We start from the raw sequence: 18,411 nt of genomic DNA on the forward strand, positions 1-18,411 counted from the left end.
CCTTTTAAGCCTTACTTTGAGTTGAACTTTCGTATTGACTTGAATCTTCTTCCTTTTGCTGATCGAATAATTCTATATCACGCCATTTTCCATAACGGTAATGTCCAATAGCAAATACGCTCGAGATAATAAAGCTTACTCCTATACCGTACGCAATCCCTTCTGCTCCTAACCATTTTGAAAAAGCGTAAGTGAGCGGAACGCGAAGGATCCAGAATGAAATAATATTAAGTATAAGCACCTGAACCATAGCACCGGCAGCTTTAACCACTCCATTTAAAACAAAATTAATACCAAGAAACGGATAGAAAAAGGCAACGGTTTTTAAGTAGTTCCCACCGAAAGCAATTGTCTTAGGATCATCAATAAAGAGACGGATCATTGATTCAGCTGATAAAAAGATAATAGCACTAATTGTAAAAGAAACGGCAAGGATTAAAATAATCCCATTCTTAGATATCGCTGAAACCCTTTGCCACTTTCCAGAGCCAATGTTCTGTCCAGCCATGCTATTTACAGCGGCTCCAAGCGTAAACGCCGGTAACATGATAATGCGATCAAGTCTTTGCGCCGCACCAAAACCTGCAACAACTTGTGTACCAAAACTTGCAACAATCCCCATAATCGCCGTCACTCCCGCTGAAACAGTCATCATTTGTAAACCAGCAGGAATTCCAAGCTTTGAAATACGTTTAAGTTCTTTCATGTCTGGCAGGTGGGGAACAGTAAACGGAATTTTAGACTTCCAGATAGAATAAACCACACCATATAGAAATGCTGAGCCTTGAGAAATAATCGTTGCATATGCAGCGCCTTCAATTCCCCAGTTGAAATAAGCAATAAACAACGGATCCAGTGCAGTATTTAAAATTACAGCAAAAAGGACAAATCGAATCGGAGTTTTACTATCCCCTAGAGCTCGTAATACTGTGCCGATAAAGTTATAACCAAATAAAAAGAGAATGCCTAAAAAGTTAATTCGCAAGTATACTTTCGTACTTTCAAATATCTCATCGGGCGTTCCAAGGAATTTAAGAATAGGGTCAGTAAAGAGGAAGCCAATAATTCCAAACGCAACCGATAAGATCGTTAACGCGACAACAAATGCATTTAGCGACTCGACTAATCCCTTTTTATCAGATGCTCCTTTCCGCTGAGACAGTACTGTTAACGTTGCACTATTCACTCCGATGATGAAGGAGAGAACAGTAAAAATGACGGGAGCTGCAATTGAAATAGCGCCAAGTGCATTTGAACCGAGTAAGTTACCAACCCAAATGCTATCTATAAATTGATAAGACGTTTGCAGTAAATTAGTTAAAAAAATAGGCAATGAAAAATAAACCATTTGCTTCGTAATGTTACCTTGAGTAAAATCATAGCTCTTGTTCATCTGATTACCTTCTTATGTTCAAATTAGAATCTACATATGGCTATACCCCTAGTATCTGAATGAAAAACGAATGAATGCGCTAAAAGCTCCCGTAGTAAATAATGGCATATTATCGCGTTTTAGAATTCGAGATTAGAGGAAGATTAAGATTAGAGTTAAATTCGAAAGGAGAATTTGTAATGGCAATGTCTCAATCAGAAATTAAAAACAAGGTACTAAGCATCTTTGATTCTCACTATGTAGGAACACTTAGCACAGTGAAGGAAAATAAGCCTCATTCAAGATTTATGACGTTCTTCCACGATGGACTTACACTAATGACTCCAACTAGTAAGGAAACTCATAAAGTAGAAGACATCGAGCAAAATAATAACGTGCACGTTTTGCTTGGATACGACGGCGAAGGTTGGCATGACCGTTACGTAGAAGTACAAGGTCACGTCACGATAGATGACTCAAAAGAAACGAAAGAAAAACTATGGGGTGACCAGCTGAAACGATGGTTCGATTCACCAGAAGATCCAAACTATGTCGTTCTCAAAATCACTCCGGACACAATTCGTTTAATGAATGAGGGTGAAAATACACCAGAAACACTTGAGTTATAAAATAACCTTCCATTAGAGGAGTTTTACTACGCATAGATAGGTAAAATAAAGAAACGAAAAAAAGGGCCACTGCGGTGACCCTTTTTTCGTTTCTTTATTTTGATACAATCTCGAAAGTTTCCTTCAATTCAATGCTTCCCAAAACAGACTGTGCCATTGAACAATGCTTTTTCGTTAATTCAAGCGCTCTTTCTACTTTCTGCTCGTTCAGCTCTCCAACTAGTGTGAAATGAAGATGAATTTCTTCAACACGATTTGCTTCCTTTTCATTACGAGTGACATCCGCTTTTATTTGAATATCTTCATAGTCCATTCGCTTTTTATCAAGAATTTGGCGTAACACACCACCACTACAAACTGCTATTGATGAAACAAGTAGTTGATATGGACGAAAACCAAACTGCTCGTCCCCTGAAATATGAAGCGTTCCATATTCAAAATCAGCTGTAAAACCAGTTTCTTCTTTCTTCATGTTAAATTCCAACATGACCACTCCTTTACTAGACGTTGTCCTTATTTTAGATCAGCTTTTAAAAAAATGCGAACGGTGGCTCTTTTCACCTCATTCCATTATAATAAGCACTGATAATAATTTCCTTTTTTGGCTAATTGGAGTGTGAACAAATTGTTTGAATCAAACCGTTACCGATTTCTGATTCTTATTTCAATCGTTTTTATTTCTGGGTATTCTCAAGGGATGCTGCTTCCTTTGTTATCTATTCTTCTAGAGGAGGCAGGCGTATCGTCTAGCATGAATGGACTTAATGCTTCGGCTCTTTACATAGGGATCCTTTTTGCCTCACCCTTTATTGAGAAACCCGTTCGAAAATATGGTTATAAACCAGCTATAGCCGTTGGACTTCTGCTTGTAATAGTTTCAATCACGCTAATACCTATATGGCAGGCCTTTTGGTTTTGGTTCATTTTAAGGATCATTGTCGGAATAGGAGATAACCTTCTTCATTTCGCAACACAACTTTGGATTACAACAACGACCCCAAAAGAAAAAAGGGGAAGAAACATCGCCATTTATGGATCTGCATTTGGACTTGGTTTCGCTGCCGGTCCCCTCTCGACTATTCTAGTTGAGTATTCTATGTACCTTCCATTTTTACTGGCATCAGGCATTGCTATGGTGACATGGTTGATGCTGACAAAAATCAAAAATGAGTTCCCTGATCCATTGACGCACGGTTCTGAACGAGTTCTATCTAAATATGCGCGCGTTCTGAAAGTTGGTTGGGTAGCCCTCTTACCTTCTTTCGGATACGGATTTCTTGAAGCATCTCTTCACGGTAATTTCCCTGTGTATGCACTTCGGAACGGAATTGATATAAAATCGGTTTCGATTTTACTTCCAGCCTTTGTGATCGGAAGTCTTGTGTTTCAAATGCCTCTTGGCGTTATCAGCGATAAATTTGGTCGGAAAAATATCTTACTCGTTAGTATTTTTATTGGCTGGGTTAGTTTTTCGTGTGCGATCTTCACCACATCAGTACCAATACTTTTTATCTTATTTTTCCTTGCAGGCATGATGGTTGGATCTTTATTTTCACTGAGTATTACCTACTTGGCCGATTTGCTACCAAATAGTCTTCTCCCAACCGGGAACATTCTAGCTGGCATATTTTTTGGCATTGGTAGTATACTCGGGCCCTATCTTGGTGGAGTTTTCATTGATTGGTTTACAGAAGGAAGCATTTTCTATGCGATTAGCGGGATGCTACTCTTCTTATTTACAGCAACAGCCGTTCATAAGAAACCCGAACCACATGCTCAGTATTCTACATCGTGAGTAAAGAAACCTTTTTATAGCCATCTTAATAATATAATACATGAACCCTTTTCATTGACTTATGATTTATATGTACTATAATAAGAATTGTGATTATCTGATAATGATTATAATTAATTCCGAACAAAGGAGTCGATACAGAATGAAACTACGCGAAGAAATGCCTGAACTAGAAGGCGCAAAAGAATGGTTTAACGGAGAAGTTAAGAAGAGTGACCTCGTAGGTAATAAACCACTTACTCTTATTCACTTCTGGTCCATTAGCTGTGGTCTATGTAAAGAAGCTATGCCAATGGTTAACGAATTCCGTGATGAATATAGTGAAGATATGAATGTTATTGCTGTTCATATGCCACGCTCTGAAAAAGACCTTGACCTTGAAGAAATTAAACAAGTAGCTGATCAACACGATATTAGCCAACCAATCTTCGTTGATAGTGATCACAAATTGACAGACGCATTCGAAAATCAATATGTACCTGCCTATTACGTGTTTGATTCAGAAGGTAAACTTCGTCATTTCCAAGCAGGCGGAGAAGGTCGTAAAATGCTTACAAAACGTATTACTAAACTTCTTGATAAAGCGAAGAAAGAAGACTAAATAACGAAATGATAAAGAGGCAGCGCAAGCTGCCTCTTTTATTTTGTCTTTTTCATTTTCCTATATAATGAAAGCACTATGCGATAGGCACCGTAGCCTACGATAGCTCCAAGAGCATTTAAGAGAATATCATCAATATCAAATATACGGTGAGCGACAAAGTACTGCAATAATTCAATAACAGTACTCGTTGAAAAACCGATCAGGCCAATAATCAGCACAGACTTTCCTTTTTTATAAACTAGCGGTGTTAAAAATCCTAGCGGCATAAACAACATAATATTTCCAATAATATTTTTTAAGATGAGCCAGTAGCTTCCGCTTTCCCACATTAACTTTATACTATCGAACAAAACAAGGTTAACTGATTTACCATATGGATAATAATTATAAATAAACAACGTCGCATAGAAAAGCGCAAGTAAGTAGATACCTAAAGCGAAGGACCCACCCCTCTTCACCCATTTCTGCGTTGACACACCTTCATTCTGAGTCTGCATATCCTACGTCTCTCCCTATTCTTCAGATGCCTTATGGGCTGTCTATATGCTATAGTATTCTATACAAAATATGTTCATGTAACAAAATTGAGGTGGAAAAATGCCAGAACTCCAAGAAAATGTCTTAAAGAACCTTTCTTCAAACCTAAACAATTATAACATTCCTTTTTTCTTTATAAATGAAACAGCTCTTTGGCTTCAAGGAGCAGTCGATGCCCCTCATTCTATAGCCGTTTCGATTCAATGGGATGCTTTTGAGTCCGTCGTAGATGATTTCAACCTTAAATACGGAGTAGCAAAACCCGGTTACACTTACGAAACTGCTTACGCTCTTTATGTGATCGATGAGTGTACGGTACGAATTGAGTGCACATACAACACCGTTATCCGCACGAACCCTTATCTCATTGAAGCCTCACTAGGAGAACAATCGGTTCAATGCCTTTCACTCTATTACTATCAGAAGCTTCCAGAATGGCGGAATATAATTGATGCTCACCTAAAAGAAATACAAGAGAATGTGACTGCCCAGAATGCAAAATCTTGGAATCAACAAACTTACGAAGCATTGCTTAATCGATTTGGAAAACCTGAAGAAGCCGCAACAAAATTAAAAGAAAATCCAAAATCACGTCTTAAATCACTTCTACCGTATCTTCCTTCACTACAAGGAAAGAAAGTAGCCAACTTAATGGGATCACATGGTATGAAAGCGACAGCAATGAGTTTACTTGGTGCAAATGCAACAGTCATCGATTTTTCCTATGAAAATGAGCGATTCGCCAAAGAAATTGCAGAAGAGTGTAACGTGGACCTCACCTATTATGTCACTGACATTTTAAAAATGAACCATGATCTCGATGGAAGTTTTGATATTATTGTTATGGAACTGGGGATTTTACATTACTTTCTTGATCTTCACCCTCTCTTCAAGGTTGTATCACGTCTCTTGAAGCCAGAAGGCACCTTTGTTATCCAAGATTTCCATCCTATATCAACAAAGCTTATTTCGTCTAAAGGAAAGAAGCATAAAGTTGATGGTAACTATTTCGATCCGACAATCCACAAAACTAAAGTTGCTTTTGAGAAGCATTTAACGAACGAAACAGCAGAAAGCCTGGTGCTTCAGCGTAAATGGACACTTGGTGAAATTCTTACAAGCATTGCTGATGAGAACCTTATTATTAAACAGGTAACAGAGGAACCTAATATTAAGCTCCACGACAGAGGCATTCCGAAAATTTTCACTGTTAAAGCTGTCAAATAGCCCTAATATAATAAGGTAATGTTCATGAACATTCTAGATTTTTTGCTCGTTCTGTGATGACCAATTGAATGAGTGAAAAATCGAGAAGCAACAGTGGAAGCTAACATAGCTCATAATAATAAAAGCACCCTCAAGGGTGCTTTTATTATTATGAGACTAGCGATTCGATCACTTCATCATCTCGCTTATCAGAATAATTCTTACCAACTACTGTAGCTTCCTTATTCATTAACTCATTTAATTCGCTTGCTTCTTCTTTTTCACCAGCCACGTAGATTTTTTCCCACTGCTGAGTTTTTGCTTTCTTATCAAGCTTTGCAGCCATCGATTTGTACCATCTTTCACGATTGGCTTTTACTCGATCTTCATATAGCTCTCGCTGTGCTGTACTTCCATTTCCAGAGATATTCTCATTTCCCGTTGTTCCCTCGTAAATTCTCCAGTTATCCTCGTCCGGATCCCAGGCATATTCTTCACTTTTGGTTAGAAAACCAAGTTCAGTTTCAATAATCCGAACATAATCATGATGGACAAGCACAATACCAGTATTTGGATAGTTGTTTTCAAGTTCTTCTACTACTTCTAGTTGAGGTTCTTCTTCCCAATAAAGGTTCGTTTCGACTGGAACTTGCGTACGCTCTACGAACCAAATCTGATCATCTGAAGAAGCAATAATAATAAGTCCGCGTTTTAAATCATTTTCTATACGATTAAGCTCATCTTGAATTTTCTCTTTTACTTTTTCATATTTTTCAAGATCTTCTTTATTATCACTTTGCTTTAAGTATTCCTCGAAATTTCGAAATCCGTTTTTCAATTGAATCTTCCATTCACCATTTTGTCGGTCCGAATCACGACGATCCGTATTTAAATACAAAGTAAACACTTTATCAGGCTTTTGAACACGAGCATGTTTCAGTTGTTCTAACTTTTCTTTTAATAGCATTGTACTCCTCCTCATCTTTTCTTTGTTACAAATTCAATTCCCTGTTCATTCCCATTTTTAAACATCAAATCATTCCGCCCAATTGTTCTTTTTCTTATAGTCAAGATGAGAAGCATGTGATAGAATAAAATCATTAAAACATGATAATTATTCTAATCTACATGAAAAACATTCTCAATTCGATTTAGATAACTCCGTATTATCAGCTTTTTTATGCTGTGACCACTTTAAGAGGTCACAGCATTGCACGTTTAGTAAGGGAATGACGATGACTATTATTCTCAATTAGAAAAAGGAGGAATGATAATGGAACAGGCAAATATTCAATCAAGTACTTACACTTCACATACTTCTTTCTGGTGGAATACTTTGAAACGTCATGGGGAGCTAACTGCTGCCCTAATAAGCGGATTAATCATCGCCTTTGCTTGGATCATGGAGGGCGCATTTTCACCTTCCGTTGAAGCTAGTCTCTATATCACGGCATTTGTTATTGGCGGTTTCGCTAAAGCAAAAGAAGGAATAGAAGACTCGTTTGCTGAGAAGGACGTGAATGTTGAGCTTCTTATGATCATCGCAGCGATCGGTGCTGGTAGTATTGGGTACTGGACTGAGGGAGCCATACTTATATTTATTTTTGCATTAAGTGGTGCCCTTGAAACCTATACATTGAACAAGAGTGAACGAGAGCTTCAATCTCTGATGGAAATTCAACCAGAAACCGCAACCGTTATTTCAAACGGTTCTGAAATGGTTGTACCTGCTAGTTCGCTCTCTGTAGATGACGTTATTCTTATTAAACCAGGAGAGAGAGTCCCTGCAGACGGATTAATTATGAAAGGGCAAACTTCTCTGGATCAATCTGCAATTACCGGCGAGTCTATTCCTGTCATTAAACGAATGAATGAGGAAGTATTTGCTGGAACGTTAAATATATCAGGACATTTAACCGTTAAAATGACAAAGAGTAGTGAGGACACCGTCTTCCAAAAAATCATTGCCCTTGTTCAAGAAGCCCAAGATCAAAAAGCACCATCACAGCTGTTTATCGAAAAACTTGAAGGCTGGTATGTCAAAATCGTATTACTAATGGGCTCTTTACTTATGATCCTTCCCCACTTTCTTTTTGGATGGACGTGGGATGAAACGATCTATCGTGCTATGGTTTTTCTAGTTGTTGCTTCTCCTTGCGCCCTAGTTGCATCCATTATGCCTGCTACGTTATCGGCTATATCAGCAGGTGCACGAAATGGCATCCTATTTAAAGGCGGGGTTCATCTCGAACAACTAGGCTCCATGAAAGCTGTTGCACTTGATAAAACGGGAACATTAACGGAAGGTTCTCCAGTAGTTACAGATGTTTTCACTCGTTCAGATATGGATGAGACGACATTTATGAACATCGTAGCCTCTATCGAACGGCAGTCGACACATCCACTTGCAAAAGCCATTGTTAATCATTCAGGATCACATAACTGGCTTGAACCTGAGGAAATGATGGATCATTCTGGATGGGGTGTTGAAGCGAAAATTAATGGAATCAGTTGGAAGGTAGGGAAGTTAGATTTCTTTACTGATAAGGATGGGTTTGATTCTTTTCAAGAAAAGTACGCCCAGTTGCAATCAAGTGGGAACACCATTGTACTTGCTGCGGATCAACATGGTTTTGCTGGTATGATAGCTTTAAAAGATAAAGTACGAAGTGAATCGCCAGCAATGATTAAAGCGTTGAAAAAACGCGGGATTGAGCCTATTATGCTGACAGGAGACAGTGAACAAACAGCAAAGGCGATAGCAGAAGAAGTTGGCATAAAAACCTATTTCGCCAATTGTCTTCCAGAAGATAAAGTAACCCACATGAAAGAATTAAAGAAAAAATATGCAACGGTTGGCATGATTGGGGACGGCATTAATGATGCACCTGCTCTAGCGGTTTCTGATGTTGGGATTGCTATGGGACAGGGAACAGATGTAGCTCTTGAAACGGCAGACGTTGTTCTAATGAAAAATGATCTTGGAAAGCTTACTCGAGCCGTAAATCTTTCTAACCGATTAAATCAAATTGTAAAACAAAACGTGATCTTTTCCATTGCCGTCATACTCATCCTTATTGCATCTAATTTCTTTCAATTCCTTACTCTTCCATTGGGAGTCCTCGGTCATGAAGGAAGTACCATTCTTGTTATATTAAATGGATTACGCCTATTAAAATAACAAAAGCCCAATAGATATAGCAGCATATCGCCGCTAGCTCTATTGGGCTTTTTTCCTGAAATAATTTGAGGTCGCGTTCACTTCGCCTCCTATGATAATCACAAGGCCAGTGAGATAGAACCAAAGCATAAGGGCAATAACCCCTCCAAGACTTCCGTATGTAGCAGAATAGTTGCTAAAGTTATTGATGTAGTAGGAAAAGGCTAATGATACAAGCTGCCAAGCTACCGAAGCAAACACAGACCCTAGCAACACATCTTTATAATTTAGCCGTTTATTTGGAGCATAGTAGTAGATAAACATAAAAACCACAATCATAATGGATAGGCTTAAAGTCCACCGGATGATCGCAAACATAAAACTTAATGATTCAGGTAATTCAAAGAACGATACAAAAAACCGCCATAGCGTTTCCCCAAATACGGGTAAAACGAGTGCCACAACGATTACAAAGATCATCGCTAACGACAATAGAATCGATAATCCTCTCGCTAGTAAAAAATGTCGACTTTCCTGTACGTTATATGCTCGGTTAAGTGACTTAATGATCGCATTGATTGCATTAGATGCTGACCAAATTGTTGCGATAATCCCAAATGATAAAAGACCTTTACGTGCTCCATCTTCGAGAATAAGATTTTCTTGAATGGTCACAAATGATTCAGAAGGTGCGTATTGCGCAATTAAATCAAGAATTTGATCCTGAGAGAAATCAAAATGAGTGAGGAGGGTAATCGCAAAGATCAGAAACGGAAACAGCGATAATAAAAAATAGTAAGCAAGCTGTGCCGATAAGTCGGTTACTTGGTGTTCTTTTATTCTTGAAAATAGCTGTTTCGAAAATTGCCCTAATGATGCATCCACCATATACCCTCCTGCGGCTCAATTAATGTGTCAATTTATCGTTAGTGTTGCCAGTTAATTCTTCACCAGCTTCCACAACTCTCGAGCCTATTTCTTTAAGATCGTCCTGTGTTTCTTTGACAAGATTAAACGCTTCAACCGAACTTTCTTTCAATCCATTGAATTTCTGAGACAGGGTTGAAATGTCATCTTGTACTTCCTTCATTAGCCCGCTTGCATCATCTACGGTTTGCTTCCATTTATCCGTATAGTATGATGGATTATTCTTAACATCACGCAAAATAGTGCCTGCTTTTTTTGATCCGTTTTGAATGGATTCTCTCGTTCCTCGATCGAACAGTGAAATAAGTGCGCCTGCTAATCCACCAATAAGGACTGCCTTAAACAGTTTATTTTGACTACCGCCTGAATATGTCTGACTCATTTGATTTCCTCCTTGTTATATAAAGATGCGATTTAATTCCCTTTATTCACGCTTATGAAACGCCTTCATAACAGTCAGAGTGTGTACTTTTGCAGTATTCGATCTACCCCACTTCCATAGCTTTCCCCAAATAAGATCAAATGAACAAGAAGATAATATAACTGATAGATCGGAATTCGCTCCTCAAATTCTTTCTCTAACGGATAATCAGCTTCATATTGCTCGTAGAACGTTTTTGAATAACCACCAAATAAATATGTAAATGCGATATCTACTTCTCGGTCACCAAAATAAACAGCAGGATCAATTAAATAAGGTTGCCCATTCTCACCATACAGCCAATTACCACCCCAAAGATCACCATGTAAAAGTGAAAAAGATGGTTTATGCCCTATGATTGAATCAAGCCTCTGGCGGAGTTGCGTTAAGCGGCGGTCACGCTCCCTTGAGATCCTCCCCTTTTCAATTGCTAGCCCCTGCATGGCCCCAAGACGCAAATCTCTGTAGAACGTAACCCAATTGGAAGAAGGGCTGTTTAATTGAGTTAGCTCTCCTATAAAATTGGGCTCATTCAGACCAACCTGATTGGAATGCTGTTGATGCATTTTTGCAACAAGACTACCTAGTCTCCGATCGCCTGTTTCATCAGAAGGTATGGAACGAATCCATTCCATCAGAAAAACCATTTCTGATTCATCACGCGCCTTAAGTAGAAGGGGATTTGGTACCATCAATCCATTATTCCGTAATCGTTCAAGGCCTTTTTTCTCAGCTAGAAAAAATTGTTCAGAAGCTGTTTTATTTATTTTCGCAAAGTATTCCCGCTCTTTCGTTCGAACGTAAAATGCCTGATTTATCGAGCCTCCTAAAACAGGCTGCATATCGACAATTGAAGTTCGATCACCTGTTTCTACAATCGCTTTTTCAATATCAAGCTTCATATGCCCTCTTCATCTCTAATATGTTCAAGTAATTTTGAACAGCCCTCTTCAACCACTTGATAAACTTCTTCAAAATTCCCTTCAAAATAAGGATCAGGCACATCTTCAATCTCACTTTCGCTTACGTAGTCCATCAATCGTGAAATTGAGCTCGATGGGTTCATTCCCGCCATTTCATGAAGTTCTCCAAGATTACTTGCGTCCATTGCAATCACATAGTGAAATTGAGAAAGATCGGCTTCCTTCACTTGTCTTGCTTTCATTCCATCCACTGAAATTTGTTGCTTTAAAAGAATTTCCCGAGTTCCTTCATGAGGAGGTTCTCCTACATGCCAATCACCTATACCAGCTGAATCAATTTCAATCTGATCCGATAATCCAGCTTGTGCTACTTTCGACCTTAGGACTGCTTCCGCCATTGGTGAACGACAGATGTTTCCTAGACAAACGAATAAGACTCGGATCATCGTTATCCCTCCATTGTTTTGATATAAACGGTACGGTTACGTGGGCCATCGAACTCACAGAAATAAATGCCTTGCCACGTGCCAAGAATAAGACTACCCTCTTCTACAATGATCGTTTGCGATGCACCTACTGTACTTGTTTTAAGATGAGAAGCAGAGTTTCCCTCAGCATGTTGGTATTTTTCGTGCTCCCATGGATACACTTCATCTAATCGCATAAGCATATCGTGCTTTACATCTGGATCAGCATTCTCATTAATCGTAATACCAGCCGTTGTATGAGCGGAATAGACGAGAACAGTCCCCTGTTTAAGATTCTCATCACGGATAACCTTTTTTAACCTCTGAGGTAATATCAATCATTTCATCTCGACGATTTGTTTTAACAGATATTTTTTTAAGCATCTGATCCCTCCTATAGCTACTATCTTACTACTACCCTTAAAAGCCTCTTTTCACTCTAGTCTTGCCACAAACTTTCTATATGACGCAAACCACGTGGAACAATGACTTAGTACGGAGCTTATGTTCACCACTCTCTAGTAGTCATCTCGTTCATAAAGATAGAGGTATGGTATATCTAGAAACAAGTAATAAGATTCATTTATAGGATAAGAGTAAGTCCGGATGAGCTCATTTGTTTCAATATCACTATATAGGTCAGACAATATCCCAACCTTTTCATGCTTCATCCTCACGATATTTTCGAGAAAATATGGACGCCAGCTCCAATTATCGCCTTCATATTCAGGCTGAAACTCCCACCCTCCTTCTCCATTTCTATAATAGTTAGACGAAACTTGATGACCGTCTTCATCACAAATGTAGCCTCTAAAACAAGCTTCACCAAGAGAATGGGCAGCTTCAGCTACCATCGTATTCCAATCATTTTGCCTGCTCCTTTTTATGTGCTGCTGCAAATGACGATTAAAGTCCTGAGACAGCTCATAAAGCGAGAGAAGACGCTTTCTCTCATGCGTGATAAAATGTTGAAATTCATTTGTTAACAAAGATTTATATTGGTTAACATCAAGATAATCTGCTCTAGGCTTACCAAGATAATATCCCTGATAATAACGCCCGCCGTTCTCCCATGCATATTTTAGCTGACCTACTCCTTCAATTCCTTCAAACAGTAGAGTTGAACCAATTTTTCTTCCTAACATAGATAAGGCATACAAAACTTCTCGATATTCTGGAGGCATACCTTTATCTTTCAAATTCAATAAACCAACCTTAATAATATTGGGATTAAGAATAGCAATTTTTTCAATATTACTCATCGTATTACCTGCATGGCTAACAGCTACTTGTACACCAAGACTCTTATAATACGTAAGGATATGCTGAAGAGTCTGTAATGCTTCATCTTCAATATCATAATCAGAAACCTCTATGACAATTTGTTCATAAGCGATCCCCTTATTCGCATACTCTTCAAGATCGTTTGTGAATGTTTCACCATGGTCATAAAGAAGGTGCCTGGCACTCGAATTAAAGAATAGGCTCTGACCGTTTCCGCGCTCTAAAAGAATATCAATCGCTTGACTTCGAATATGTGAATCAATTTCTAATATGTACTCTTCAGGTATAGACTGATCTTGAAAAAAGAATCCGAGACTATCTATTCCTTCTTCTGTTCGAATTCTCCCGAGAACTTCATACCCGATAATTTGCTGCTTATCAGCACTAACAATAGGCTGGAAGTATGGGAAGATCTCTTCTTTTTTTCCCATAACATCAAGTGCATCCATTACATAACCCCTCCCGTTCAATCAAAATAAATACTTTTATTATAGCATGAATACTAAATATCCTTTATATCTCTATCTTATTTGTCTGATTTTTTCAGTTTATTATCTGAACATTTTTATAAGCTAGTCGAATAAATGGGTTTTCATTGGTTTTTCTACGAGAGCGATTTATACTAGTAGTACCATTCAATTTAAAAGGTGATGATCAAATGAGAAATATGACGTCATGGAGCTGTAAGCTATGAAAGTAAACAAAGAACAGCTTAAGCGTATGAAAAGAAATGAATTCGTTAGAACAGCAATAGAATATGTAGATACAGGAGTCGTCATTACAGATCCTGAGCTTCCCGATAATCCAATTGTTTATACAAATGAAGGTTTCGAGAAATTAAGCGGATATTCAACCGATGAAATTATCGGGAATAATTGTCGTTTTTTACAAGGAGCGGATAGCGATAAAGAAACGGTTGCTCAATTACGTTCCGCTATTCAAAATAAAGAGAAAATCAAAGTTGAAATCAAAAATTATAAAAAAAATGGAGAGTTCTTTTGGAATGAACTCCAAATTTACCCAGTCTACTTCGAAAGTGAACATCAAACATTTTTTGTAGGGGTACAGCAGGATGTTACTAAACGCAAAATGGCCGAAGAACGATCTGAACATTATTTCGAACAGGTGAAACGTTTATCCACTCCTATCGTTCCAATTGACCGTAAAGTCTCGATCGTTCCAATAGTTGGGCACATTGATGACGAACGAATCGATCTCATTCTAAAGAACGTAAGTGCCCATATTCAGAAGAGCGGAGATGAATACTTAATTATCGACCTTTCTGGTGTCAGCCATTTCACTTCTGAACTTCATAAAGGAGTCTATCAACTCCATCAGCTCATTAAGCTAATGGGAGCTGAACTAATGCTAACCGGAGCTAGACCTGACTTTGTCTTAGAAGGTGTACAAGCTGACTTCTCCCTGTCTTCCGTCAAAAGCTTTCCATCTGTTCAGCACGCTCTCATTACAATCAATTAAAGGATTGAACTGAGCTAGCCATTTAGTGGTTTTTCTTCATCAAAATACTATGAACAGATTCTTTAACAATCTCAATAAATGGAGCCAAAAGCTTTCGAATAAACGCTTTTGGCTTTTTTATAATAGCTAACTTGATTAGAATAGAGGTTTTTTAGGAATGGAAACTTTTTTCTCCTGGTCGACAGACAACCGCTTTGCTCTTTTTTTCTTTTCCTCATCTATCAGCGTTGTTTACTTTAGGGATTATGATGTTGCTTATCTTTTGCTTCAAATCAGTCTTAAAAGAAAATCGTGCAAATCTTGCGATGCGAATAATGATTGCCACTGCTTTATTACTGTCAGAGGGGAGCTTTCATCTCTGGTTTATTTACTATAGCGAATGGAGCATTACTACGACTTTACCTCTTCAATTAAGTAGCATTTCACTTCTTTTATCTGTTGCTCTTCTAATAACAAAACAGAGGGGATTGTTTGAAATAACTTATTTCGTAGGGACTTCTAGCGCCCTACTCGCCATGATCACCCCTGATCTTGGCTTCTATTCTTATCCACACTTTCGATTTTTTCATTTTTTGTAGCTCACGGCGGGATTGTTCTAACATCATGGTTATTTATTGCCGTTGATAAATATATCCCCTCCTATCGCTCAATATGGACGGCCTTTACTACTCTGAATTTATATGTAGCTGTGTTATTTGCAATCAATCTTAGCATCGGTTCAAACTATATGTTCTTAATGAATAAGCCGCATAGTCATACCATTTTGGACTACTTAGGACCATGGCCATTATACTTACTTTCACTCGAAGGCATTACCATTATCGCCTTCCATCTTCTTTATCTTCCGTTCTATATACTGAAGAGCAACTCGTTTAATAGAACAACAAATAGGAAAAGTACTATATAGGACTACTTTGAAAGGATGAAGCCAGGTGAAACGGTATCATTATATTGTTAAAGGAAGAGTTCAAGGTGTAGGATTCCGAGCATATACACAGCAAAAAGCAGCCCAATATGGCCTTACTGGCTATGTCATGAATCGAATGGATAGCTCTGTTGAAGTGGAAGCACAAGGAGAAGAAGCCACTATGACCCAATTTCACTCTGCACTAGAATCAGGTAGCCCCTATTCCGTCGTTGATAACGTGATTATGGAAGAAAAAGAAGTCAATGAGAATGAAAGGTCTTTTACTATTCGTTATTAATAGGCAATTGGTATGCTTTGAATTATAATATGATTAATATGTTAGTTAAATTTGCGGAGGTAATGAGTTGGCAGAAACGACTTTTTTTCACATAGTGAGACAACAAGGGCGCTTAATAGTTTAGGCGATAATATATTTGTATGCGATTTAGATTTACGTATTGTGTGGTTTAATGAACGTGCAGAAATGCTACTTAAGTCACTTATACCCTATTTACCTATTAATCACCCTTCAGAACTAATCGGGAAAAGCATTGATGAGTTCCATCAAAATCCTTCACACCAAAGAAACATTTTGCTCTATCAGTTGCCATATGAAAGTACCATTACCTTATTTGACCGATTTGCAGCTAGTATCGTTATTTCTGAATACCTTAACGAATCAGGTGAAAAAACTGGTTATCTACTTGTCTGGCGCGATGTAACAGAAAAGCAAAAGGAGCTTCAGGAAAACAAAAAACTTGTTAGTGAACTATCTTCAGCGATTATTCCAACCATTATTGATAATGCTATCCTTATTCCTCTCATCGGCACCATGAATGAGGAAAGGTCAGAAAAGCTTATTGACAACACATTAAATTATTGTGCAGCTAACAATACCGATTATGTTCTGCTTGACTTCTCTGGGCTATCTGAATTGAATGCGAGCTCGGCACAAGCCTTATGCGAGACGATGACAAAGTCGCTCTCTTTGATGGGCATTCTTGTCGTTTATGTGGGAATCACGAAGCGGGTTGTGCAATGGTTAATGAATCTTGATCTTGATCCAAAGATTCCTACATTTTCAACGTTTCGTCAGGGTATTAATCATGTTGTTAATCTTGAAGGATATTCACTCATATTGAAAGAACGTGACGAGAATCACTAATATCACTTATCCTGGTGAAAGAAAAAGGACTTCCCAAACATGATAAGTTGGGGAGTCCTTTTTCTAGTGTGCTTCCGTATGGCTTTTAAAGATCTTTACGTTATCCACTCCAAGTTCTACATTCCTTTACTAGAAAACTGTTGGAAAACGGTATTTGTATTAACTTTGTATAAGGATCTTCCTGCTACGAAGTTCAACACGCGCTTGTTTCGCTCAACAGAAAGGGCAAGGTTTGTTGCTCCTGTTCCGTGAGAATGATCGAGATTTGTTAACGTAAAGATGTGGTTCTCTCTTCCATCTTTAAAGACCAGCTGCTGATCCATCTCTACTTTAAATCGATTCTCATCTTCCCATTCAATTTCGTCTTCTATCCGTCTAAACCATTCAGGGAAGTGAGGTTTATATCCAGTCGCAAGAACAACTTTATCCGTAGTCGTTTGGAATTCATGATTTTCTTGCCACTGTCTACACGCAAGTTCATAGTGCTTACCTCTCTTTTCAATACCATTTACCTCAGATAAAGGTTGTATCATCACATCTAGCGAACCCTCAGAGGATCGATGGTAAAGAAGGTGATAAATATTCTTTAATGTAGATGAATCTATGCCTTTTCTTAAAGTTCCAAGTGTTGAAAGAGCATCTTTCCGGTCGTCAAACGAAAGGCCGTGAAAATAGCTAACATAATCAGGCGAGAATACTTCCTGCCCTAGCTTAGCTGATTCTAATTGAAAAAAACCTGCTGATCGAGTCAACCAGTTCAAATGATAGCCGTACTTCTCCTGGTCATGAAGCAAATCATAAAACACTTCTGCAGCACTTTGCCCTGACCCGATCACTGTTACTGAACGTGATTTTTTCAACTCTTTCTCGTGATATAGATAATGATTTGTATGAAGAACATCTTCAGGTGGATATGAGTCGAAGCCATCAGGTATATTTGGCACACTTCCTGTTCCTAGGACGACATGCTTTGCTTGCAAGGTCTCTGTTCGACCCGTCTTTACCTCTTCAATCGTAACGTTATAACATGCTTTTTCTTTATCATAAAGAACATCAATTACTTTTTGACCAAAGAAACAATTATTTAATTGTGACGCAACCCATTTAGTATAAGCGTTGTATTCTTTTCTCGGTATATCAAATTTATTAAAAAAATAAAACTGATAAAGTCGATCATGCTCATGTAAGTAATTAATAAAAGTATAAGGGCTTTTTGGATTTGCAATGGTAACCAAATCTGCAAGAAATGGAACCTGAAGATCCGCTCCATCAATCAACATCCCTGGATGCCAATTGTATTCTTCTTTCTGATCAAAATAAATCGCTTCTACTTCTGTCTCATCTGCAAGTGCAGCCATCCCTAAATTAAACGGCCCAATCCCAATTCCTATAAGATCATATAACTTAGCTGTATTCAATGTCTTCACGTCCTTTAATCTCCATTCCAGATTCACTTGGTTTGCAGTATCGATTCAATCGAATGTTCGCATATCTTGGTTTACCCTAATCTCTGTAGTTTTAAATCCTAATTGATT

General features: G+C 38.2%; 19 protein-coding genes and 1 pseudogene. 9 read left to right on the plus strand and 11 right to left on the minus strand.

Annotation, left to right across the window (positions count from 1 at the left end; all coding sequences use genetic code 11):
* Positions 1–4: 4 nt before the first annotated feature.
* The gene (locus tag ACIFPW_RS01670; protein ID WP_430241534.1) at positions 5–1,393 is read right to left on the minus strand and encodes an MATE family efflux transporter; all 1,389 of its coding nucleotides are present in this window, start codon (positions 1,391–1,393) and stop codon (positions 5–7) included.
* Positions 1,394–1,578: 185 nt separating this feature from the next.
* On the opposite strand from ACIFPW_RS01670, the gene ACIFPW_RS01675 reads away from it, so the two are divergent.
* A complete protein-coding gene (locus ACIFPW_RS01675) occupies positions 1,579–2,001 on the plus strand; it encodes a pyridoxamine 5'-phosphate oxidase family protein (RefSeq protein WP_430241628.1) in 423 nt (140 codons plus the stop codon).
* Between the two features lie 94 nt (positions 2,002–2,095).
* Here ACIFPW_RS01675 and ACIFPW_RS01680 read toward each other — a convergent pair whose 3' ends face one another.
* On the minus strand, positions 2,096–2,485 hold the full coding sequence (locus ACIFPW_RS01680) for an OsmC family protein (RefSeq protein WP_226616524.1): 390 nt from the start codon (positions 2,483–2,485) through the stop codon (positions 2,096–2,098).
* Between the two features lie 141 nt (positions 2,486–2,626).
* Between ACIFPW_RS01680 and ACIFPW_RS01685 the strand changes: the two genes are divergently transcribed.
* Positions 2,627–3,796 (plus strand): MFS transporter, encoded by a 1,170-nt coding sequence (locus ACIFPW_RS01685; protein WP_430241536.1) that lies wholly within the window; start codon positions 2,627–2,629, stop codon positions 3,794–3,796.
* A gap of 142 nt (positions 3,797–3,938) precedes the next feature.
* The gene (locus tag ACIFPW_RS01690) at positions 3,939–4,397 is read left to right on the plus strand and encodes a TlpA disulfide reductase family protein (RefSeq protein ID WP_194220113.1); all 459 of its coding nucleotides are present in this window, start codon (positions 3,939–3,941) and stop codon (positions 4,395–4,397) included.
* Positions 4,398–4,435: 38 nt separating this feature from the next.
* Here ACIFPW_RS01690 and ACIFPW_RS01695 read toward each other — a convergent pair whose 3' ends face one another.
* Complete coding sequence (locus ACIFPW_RS01695; RefSeq protein WP_194220114.1) at positions 4,436–4,897, minus strand: VanZ family protein; 462 nt, start codon at positions 4,895–4,897, stop codon at positions 4,436–4,438.
* Positions 4,898–4,997: 100 nt separating this feature from the next.
* On the opposite strand from ACIFPW_RS01695, the gene ACIFPW_RS01700 reads away from it, so the two are divergent.
* Positions 4,998–6,164 carry a class I SAM-dependent methyltransferase gene (locus ACIFPW_RS01700; protein WP_430241538.1) on the plus strand — a complete coding sequence of 389 codons (1,167 nt, stop codon included), beginning with the start codon at positions 4,998–5,000 and terminating at the stop codon, positions 6,162–6,164.
* A 148-nt stretch (positions 6,165–6,312) separates the two neighbouring features.
* Here the strand turns inward: ACIFPW_RS01700 and ACIFPW_RS01705 are convergent, their stop codons facing one another.
* Complete coding sequence (locus ACIFPW_RS01705; RefSeq protein WP_430241540.1) at positions 6,313–7,110, minus strand: VLRF1 family aeRF1-type release factor; 798 nt, start codon at positions 7,108–7,110, stop codon at positions 6,313–6,315.
* A 300-nt stretch (positions 7,111–7,410) separates the two neighbouring features.
* Here ACIFPW_RS01705 and ACIFPW_RS01710 point away from each other — a divergent pair, with 300 nt between their 5' ends.
* Complete coding sequence (locus tag ACIFPW_RS01710) at positions 7,411–9,324, plus strand: heavy metal translocating P-type ATPase (protein WP_430241542.1); 1,914 nt, start codon at positions 7,411–7,413, stop codon at positions 9,322–9,324.
* 39 nt (positions 9,325–9,363) lie between these two features.
* Here ACIFPW_RS01710 and ACIFPW_RS01715 read toward each other — a convergent pair whose 3' ends face one another.
* The 6 genes and pseudogenes from ACIFPW_RS01715 to ACIFPW_RS01740 form a co-directional block, all read right to left on the minus strand.
* Positions 9,364–10,188, minus strand: a complete 825-nt coding sequence (locus ACIFPW_RS01715; protein ID WP_430241544.1) for a YihY/virulence factor BrkB family protein — start codon at positions 10,186–10,188, stop codon at positions 9,364–9,366.
* Between the two features lie 22 nt (positions 10,189–10,210).
* Entirely contained in the window at positions 10,211–10,612 is a 402-nt protein-coding gene (locus tag ACIFPW_RS01720) for a hypothetical protein (protein WP_430241546.1), read from the minus strand.
* A 74-nt stretch (positions 10,613–10,686) separates the two neighbouring features.
* A complete protein-coding gene (locus ACIFPW_RS01725) occupies positions 10,687–11,553 on the minus strand; it encodes a fructosamine kinase family protein (protein ID WP_430241548.1) in 867 nt (288 codons plus the stop codon).
* On the minus strand, positions 11,550–12,020 hold the full coding sequence (locus tag ACIFPW_RS01730) for a low molecular weight protein-tyrosine-phosphatase (protein ID WP_430241550.1): 471 nt from the start codon (positions 12,018–12,020) through the stop codon (positions 11,550–11,552). Before ACIFPW_RS01730 ends, ACIFPW_RS01725 begins: the two co-directional genes overlap by 4 nt.
* Positions 12,021–12,022: 2 nt before the next feature.
* A pseudogene (locus ACIFPW_RS01735) lies at positions 12,023–12,425 on the minus strand (secondary thiamine-phosphate synthase enzyme YjbQ).
* A 134-nt stretch (positions 12,426–12,559) separates the two neighbouring features.
* Positions 12,560–13,774, minus strand: coding sequence for an EAL-associated domain-containing protein (locus tag ACIFPW_RS01740; protein WP_430241552.1), 1,215 nt, complete (start codon positions 13,772–13,774; stop codon positions 12,560–12,562).
* A gap of 241 nt (positions 13,775–14,015) precedes the next feature.
* Between ACIFPW_RS01740 and ACIFPW_RS01745 the strand changes: the two genes are divergently transcribed.
* The 4 genes from ACIFPW_RS01745 to ACIFPW_RS01760 all read left to right on the plus strand — a co-directional run bounded on the left by ACIFPW_RS01745 (position 14,016) and on the right by ACIFPW_RS01760 (position 16,876).
* On the plus strand, positions 14,016–14,804 hold the full coding sequence (locus ACIFPW_RS01745) for a PAS domain-containing protein (RefSeq protein ID WP_430241554.1): 789 nt from the start codon (positions 14,016–14,018) through the stop codon (positions 14,802–14,804).
* Between the two features lie 559 nt (positions 14,805–15,363).
* Positions 15,364–15,711 (plus strand): TIGR02206 family membrane protein, encoded by a 348-nt coding sequence (locus ACIFPW_RS01750; RefSeq protein WP_430241630.1) that lies wholly within the window; start codon positions 15,364–15,366, stop codon positions 15,709–15,711.
* 25 nt (positions 15,712–15,736) lie between these two features.
* Positions 15,737–16,009 (plus strand): acylphosphatase, encoded by a 273-nt coding sequence (locus tag ACIFPW_RS01755; protein ID WP_430241556.1) that lies wholly within the window; start codon positions 15,737–15,739, stop codon positions 16,007–16,009.
* A gap of 162 nt (positions 16,010–16,171) precedes the next feature.
* Complete coding sequence (locus ACIFPW_RS01760) at positions 16,172–16,876, plus strand: STAS domain-containing protein (protein ID WP_430241558.1); 705 nt, start codon at positions 16,172–16,174, stop codon at positions 16,874–16,876.
* 116 nt (positions 16,877–16,992) lie between these two features.
* Here ACIFPW_RS01760 and ACIFPW_RS01765 read toward each other — a convergent pair whose 3' ends face one another.
* Positions 16,993–18,303 (minus strand): lysine N(6)-hydroxylase/L-ornithine N(5)-oxygenase family protein, encoded by a 1,311-nt coding sequence (locus ACIFPW_RS01765; RefSeq protein WP_430241559.1) that lies wholly within the window; start codon positions 18,301–18,303, stop codon positions 16,993–16,995.
* Positions 18,304–18,411: the final 108 nt, after the last annotated feature.

It is taken from the genome of Pseudalkalibacillus sp. NRS-1564 (assembly GCF_050467905.1).
GTDB classification, from domain to species: domain Bacteria; phylum Bacillota; class Bacilli; order Bacillales; family Guptibacillaceae; genus Guptibacillus; species Guptibacillus hwajinpoensis_B.

Coding starts and splice junctions, on each gene's coding strand:
- ACIFPW_RS01670 (WP_430241534.1), bottom strand. CDS start 1,393: ATGAACAAGAGCTATGATTTTACTCAAGGTAACATTACGAAGCAAATG.
- ACIFPW_RS01675 (WP_430241628.1), top strand. CDS start 1,579: ATGTCTCAATCAGAAATTAAAAACAAGGTACTAAGCATCTTTGATTCT.
- ACIFPW_RS01690 (WP_194220113.1), top strand. CDS start 3,939: ATGAAACTACGCGAAGAAATGCCTGAACTAGAAGGCGCAAAAGAATGG.
- ACIFPW_RS01695 (WP_194220114.1), bottom strand. CDS start 4,897: ATGCAGACTCAGAATGAAGGTGTGTCAACGCAGAAATGGGTGAAGAGG.
- ACIFPW_RS01700 (WP_430241538.1), top strand. CDS start 4,998: ATGCCAGAACTCCAAGAAAATGTCTTAAAGAACCTTTCTTCAAACCTA.
- ACIFPW_RS01705 (WP_430241540.1), bottom strand. CDS start 7,110: ATGCTATTAAAAGAAAAGTTAGAACAACTGAAACATGCTCGTGTTCAA.
- ACIFPW_RS01710 (WP_430241542.1), top strand. CDS start 7,411: ATGATAATGGAACAGGCAAATATTCAATCAAGTACTTACACTTCACAT.
- ACIFPW_RS01720 (WP_430241546.1), bottom strand. CDS start 10,612: ATGAGTCAGACATATTCAGGCGGTAGTCAAAATAAACTGTTTAAGGCA.
- ACIFPW_RS01725 (WP_430241548.1), bottom strand. CDS start 11,553: ATGAAGCTTGATATTGAAAAAGCGATTGTAGAAACAGGTGATCGAACT.
- ACIFPW_RS01730 (WP_430241550.1), bottom strand. CDS start 12,020: ATGATCCGAGTCTTATTCGTTTGTCTAGGAAACATCTGTCGTTCACCA.
- ACIFPW_RS01740 (WP_430241552.1), bottom strand. CDS start 13,774: ATGGATGCACTTGATGTTATGGGAAAAAAAGAAGAGATCTTCCCATAC.
- ACIFPW_RS01745 (WP_430241554.1), top strand. CDS start 14,016: ATGAAAGTAAACAAAGAACAGCTTAAGCGTATGAAAAGAAATGAATTC.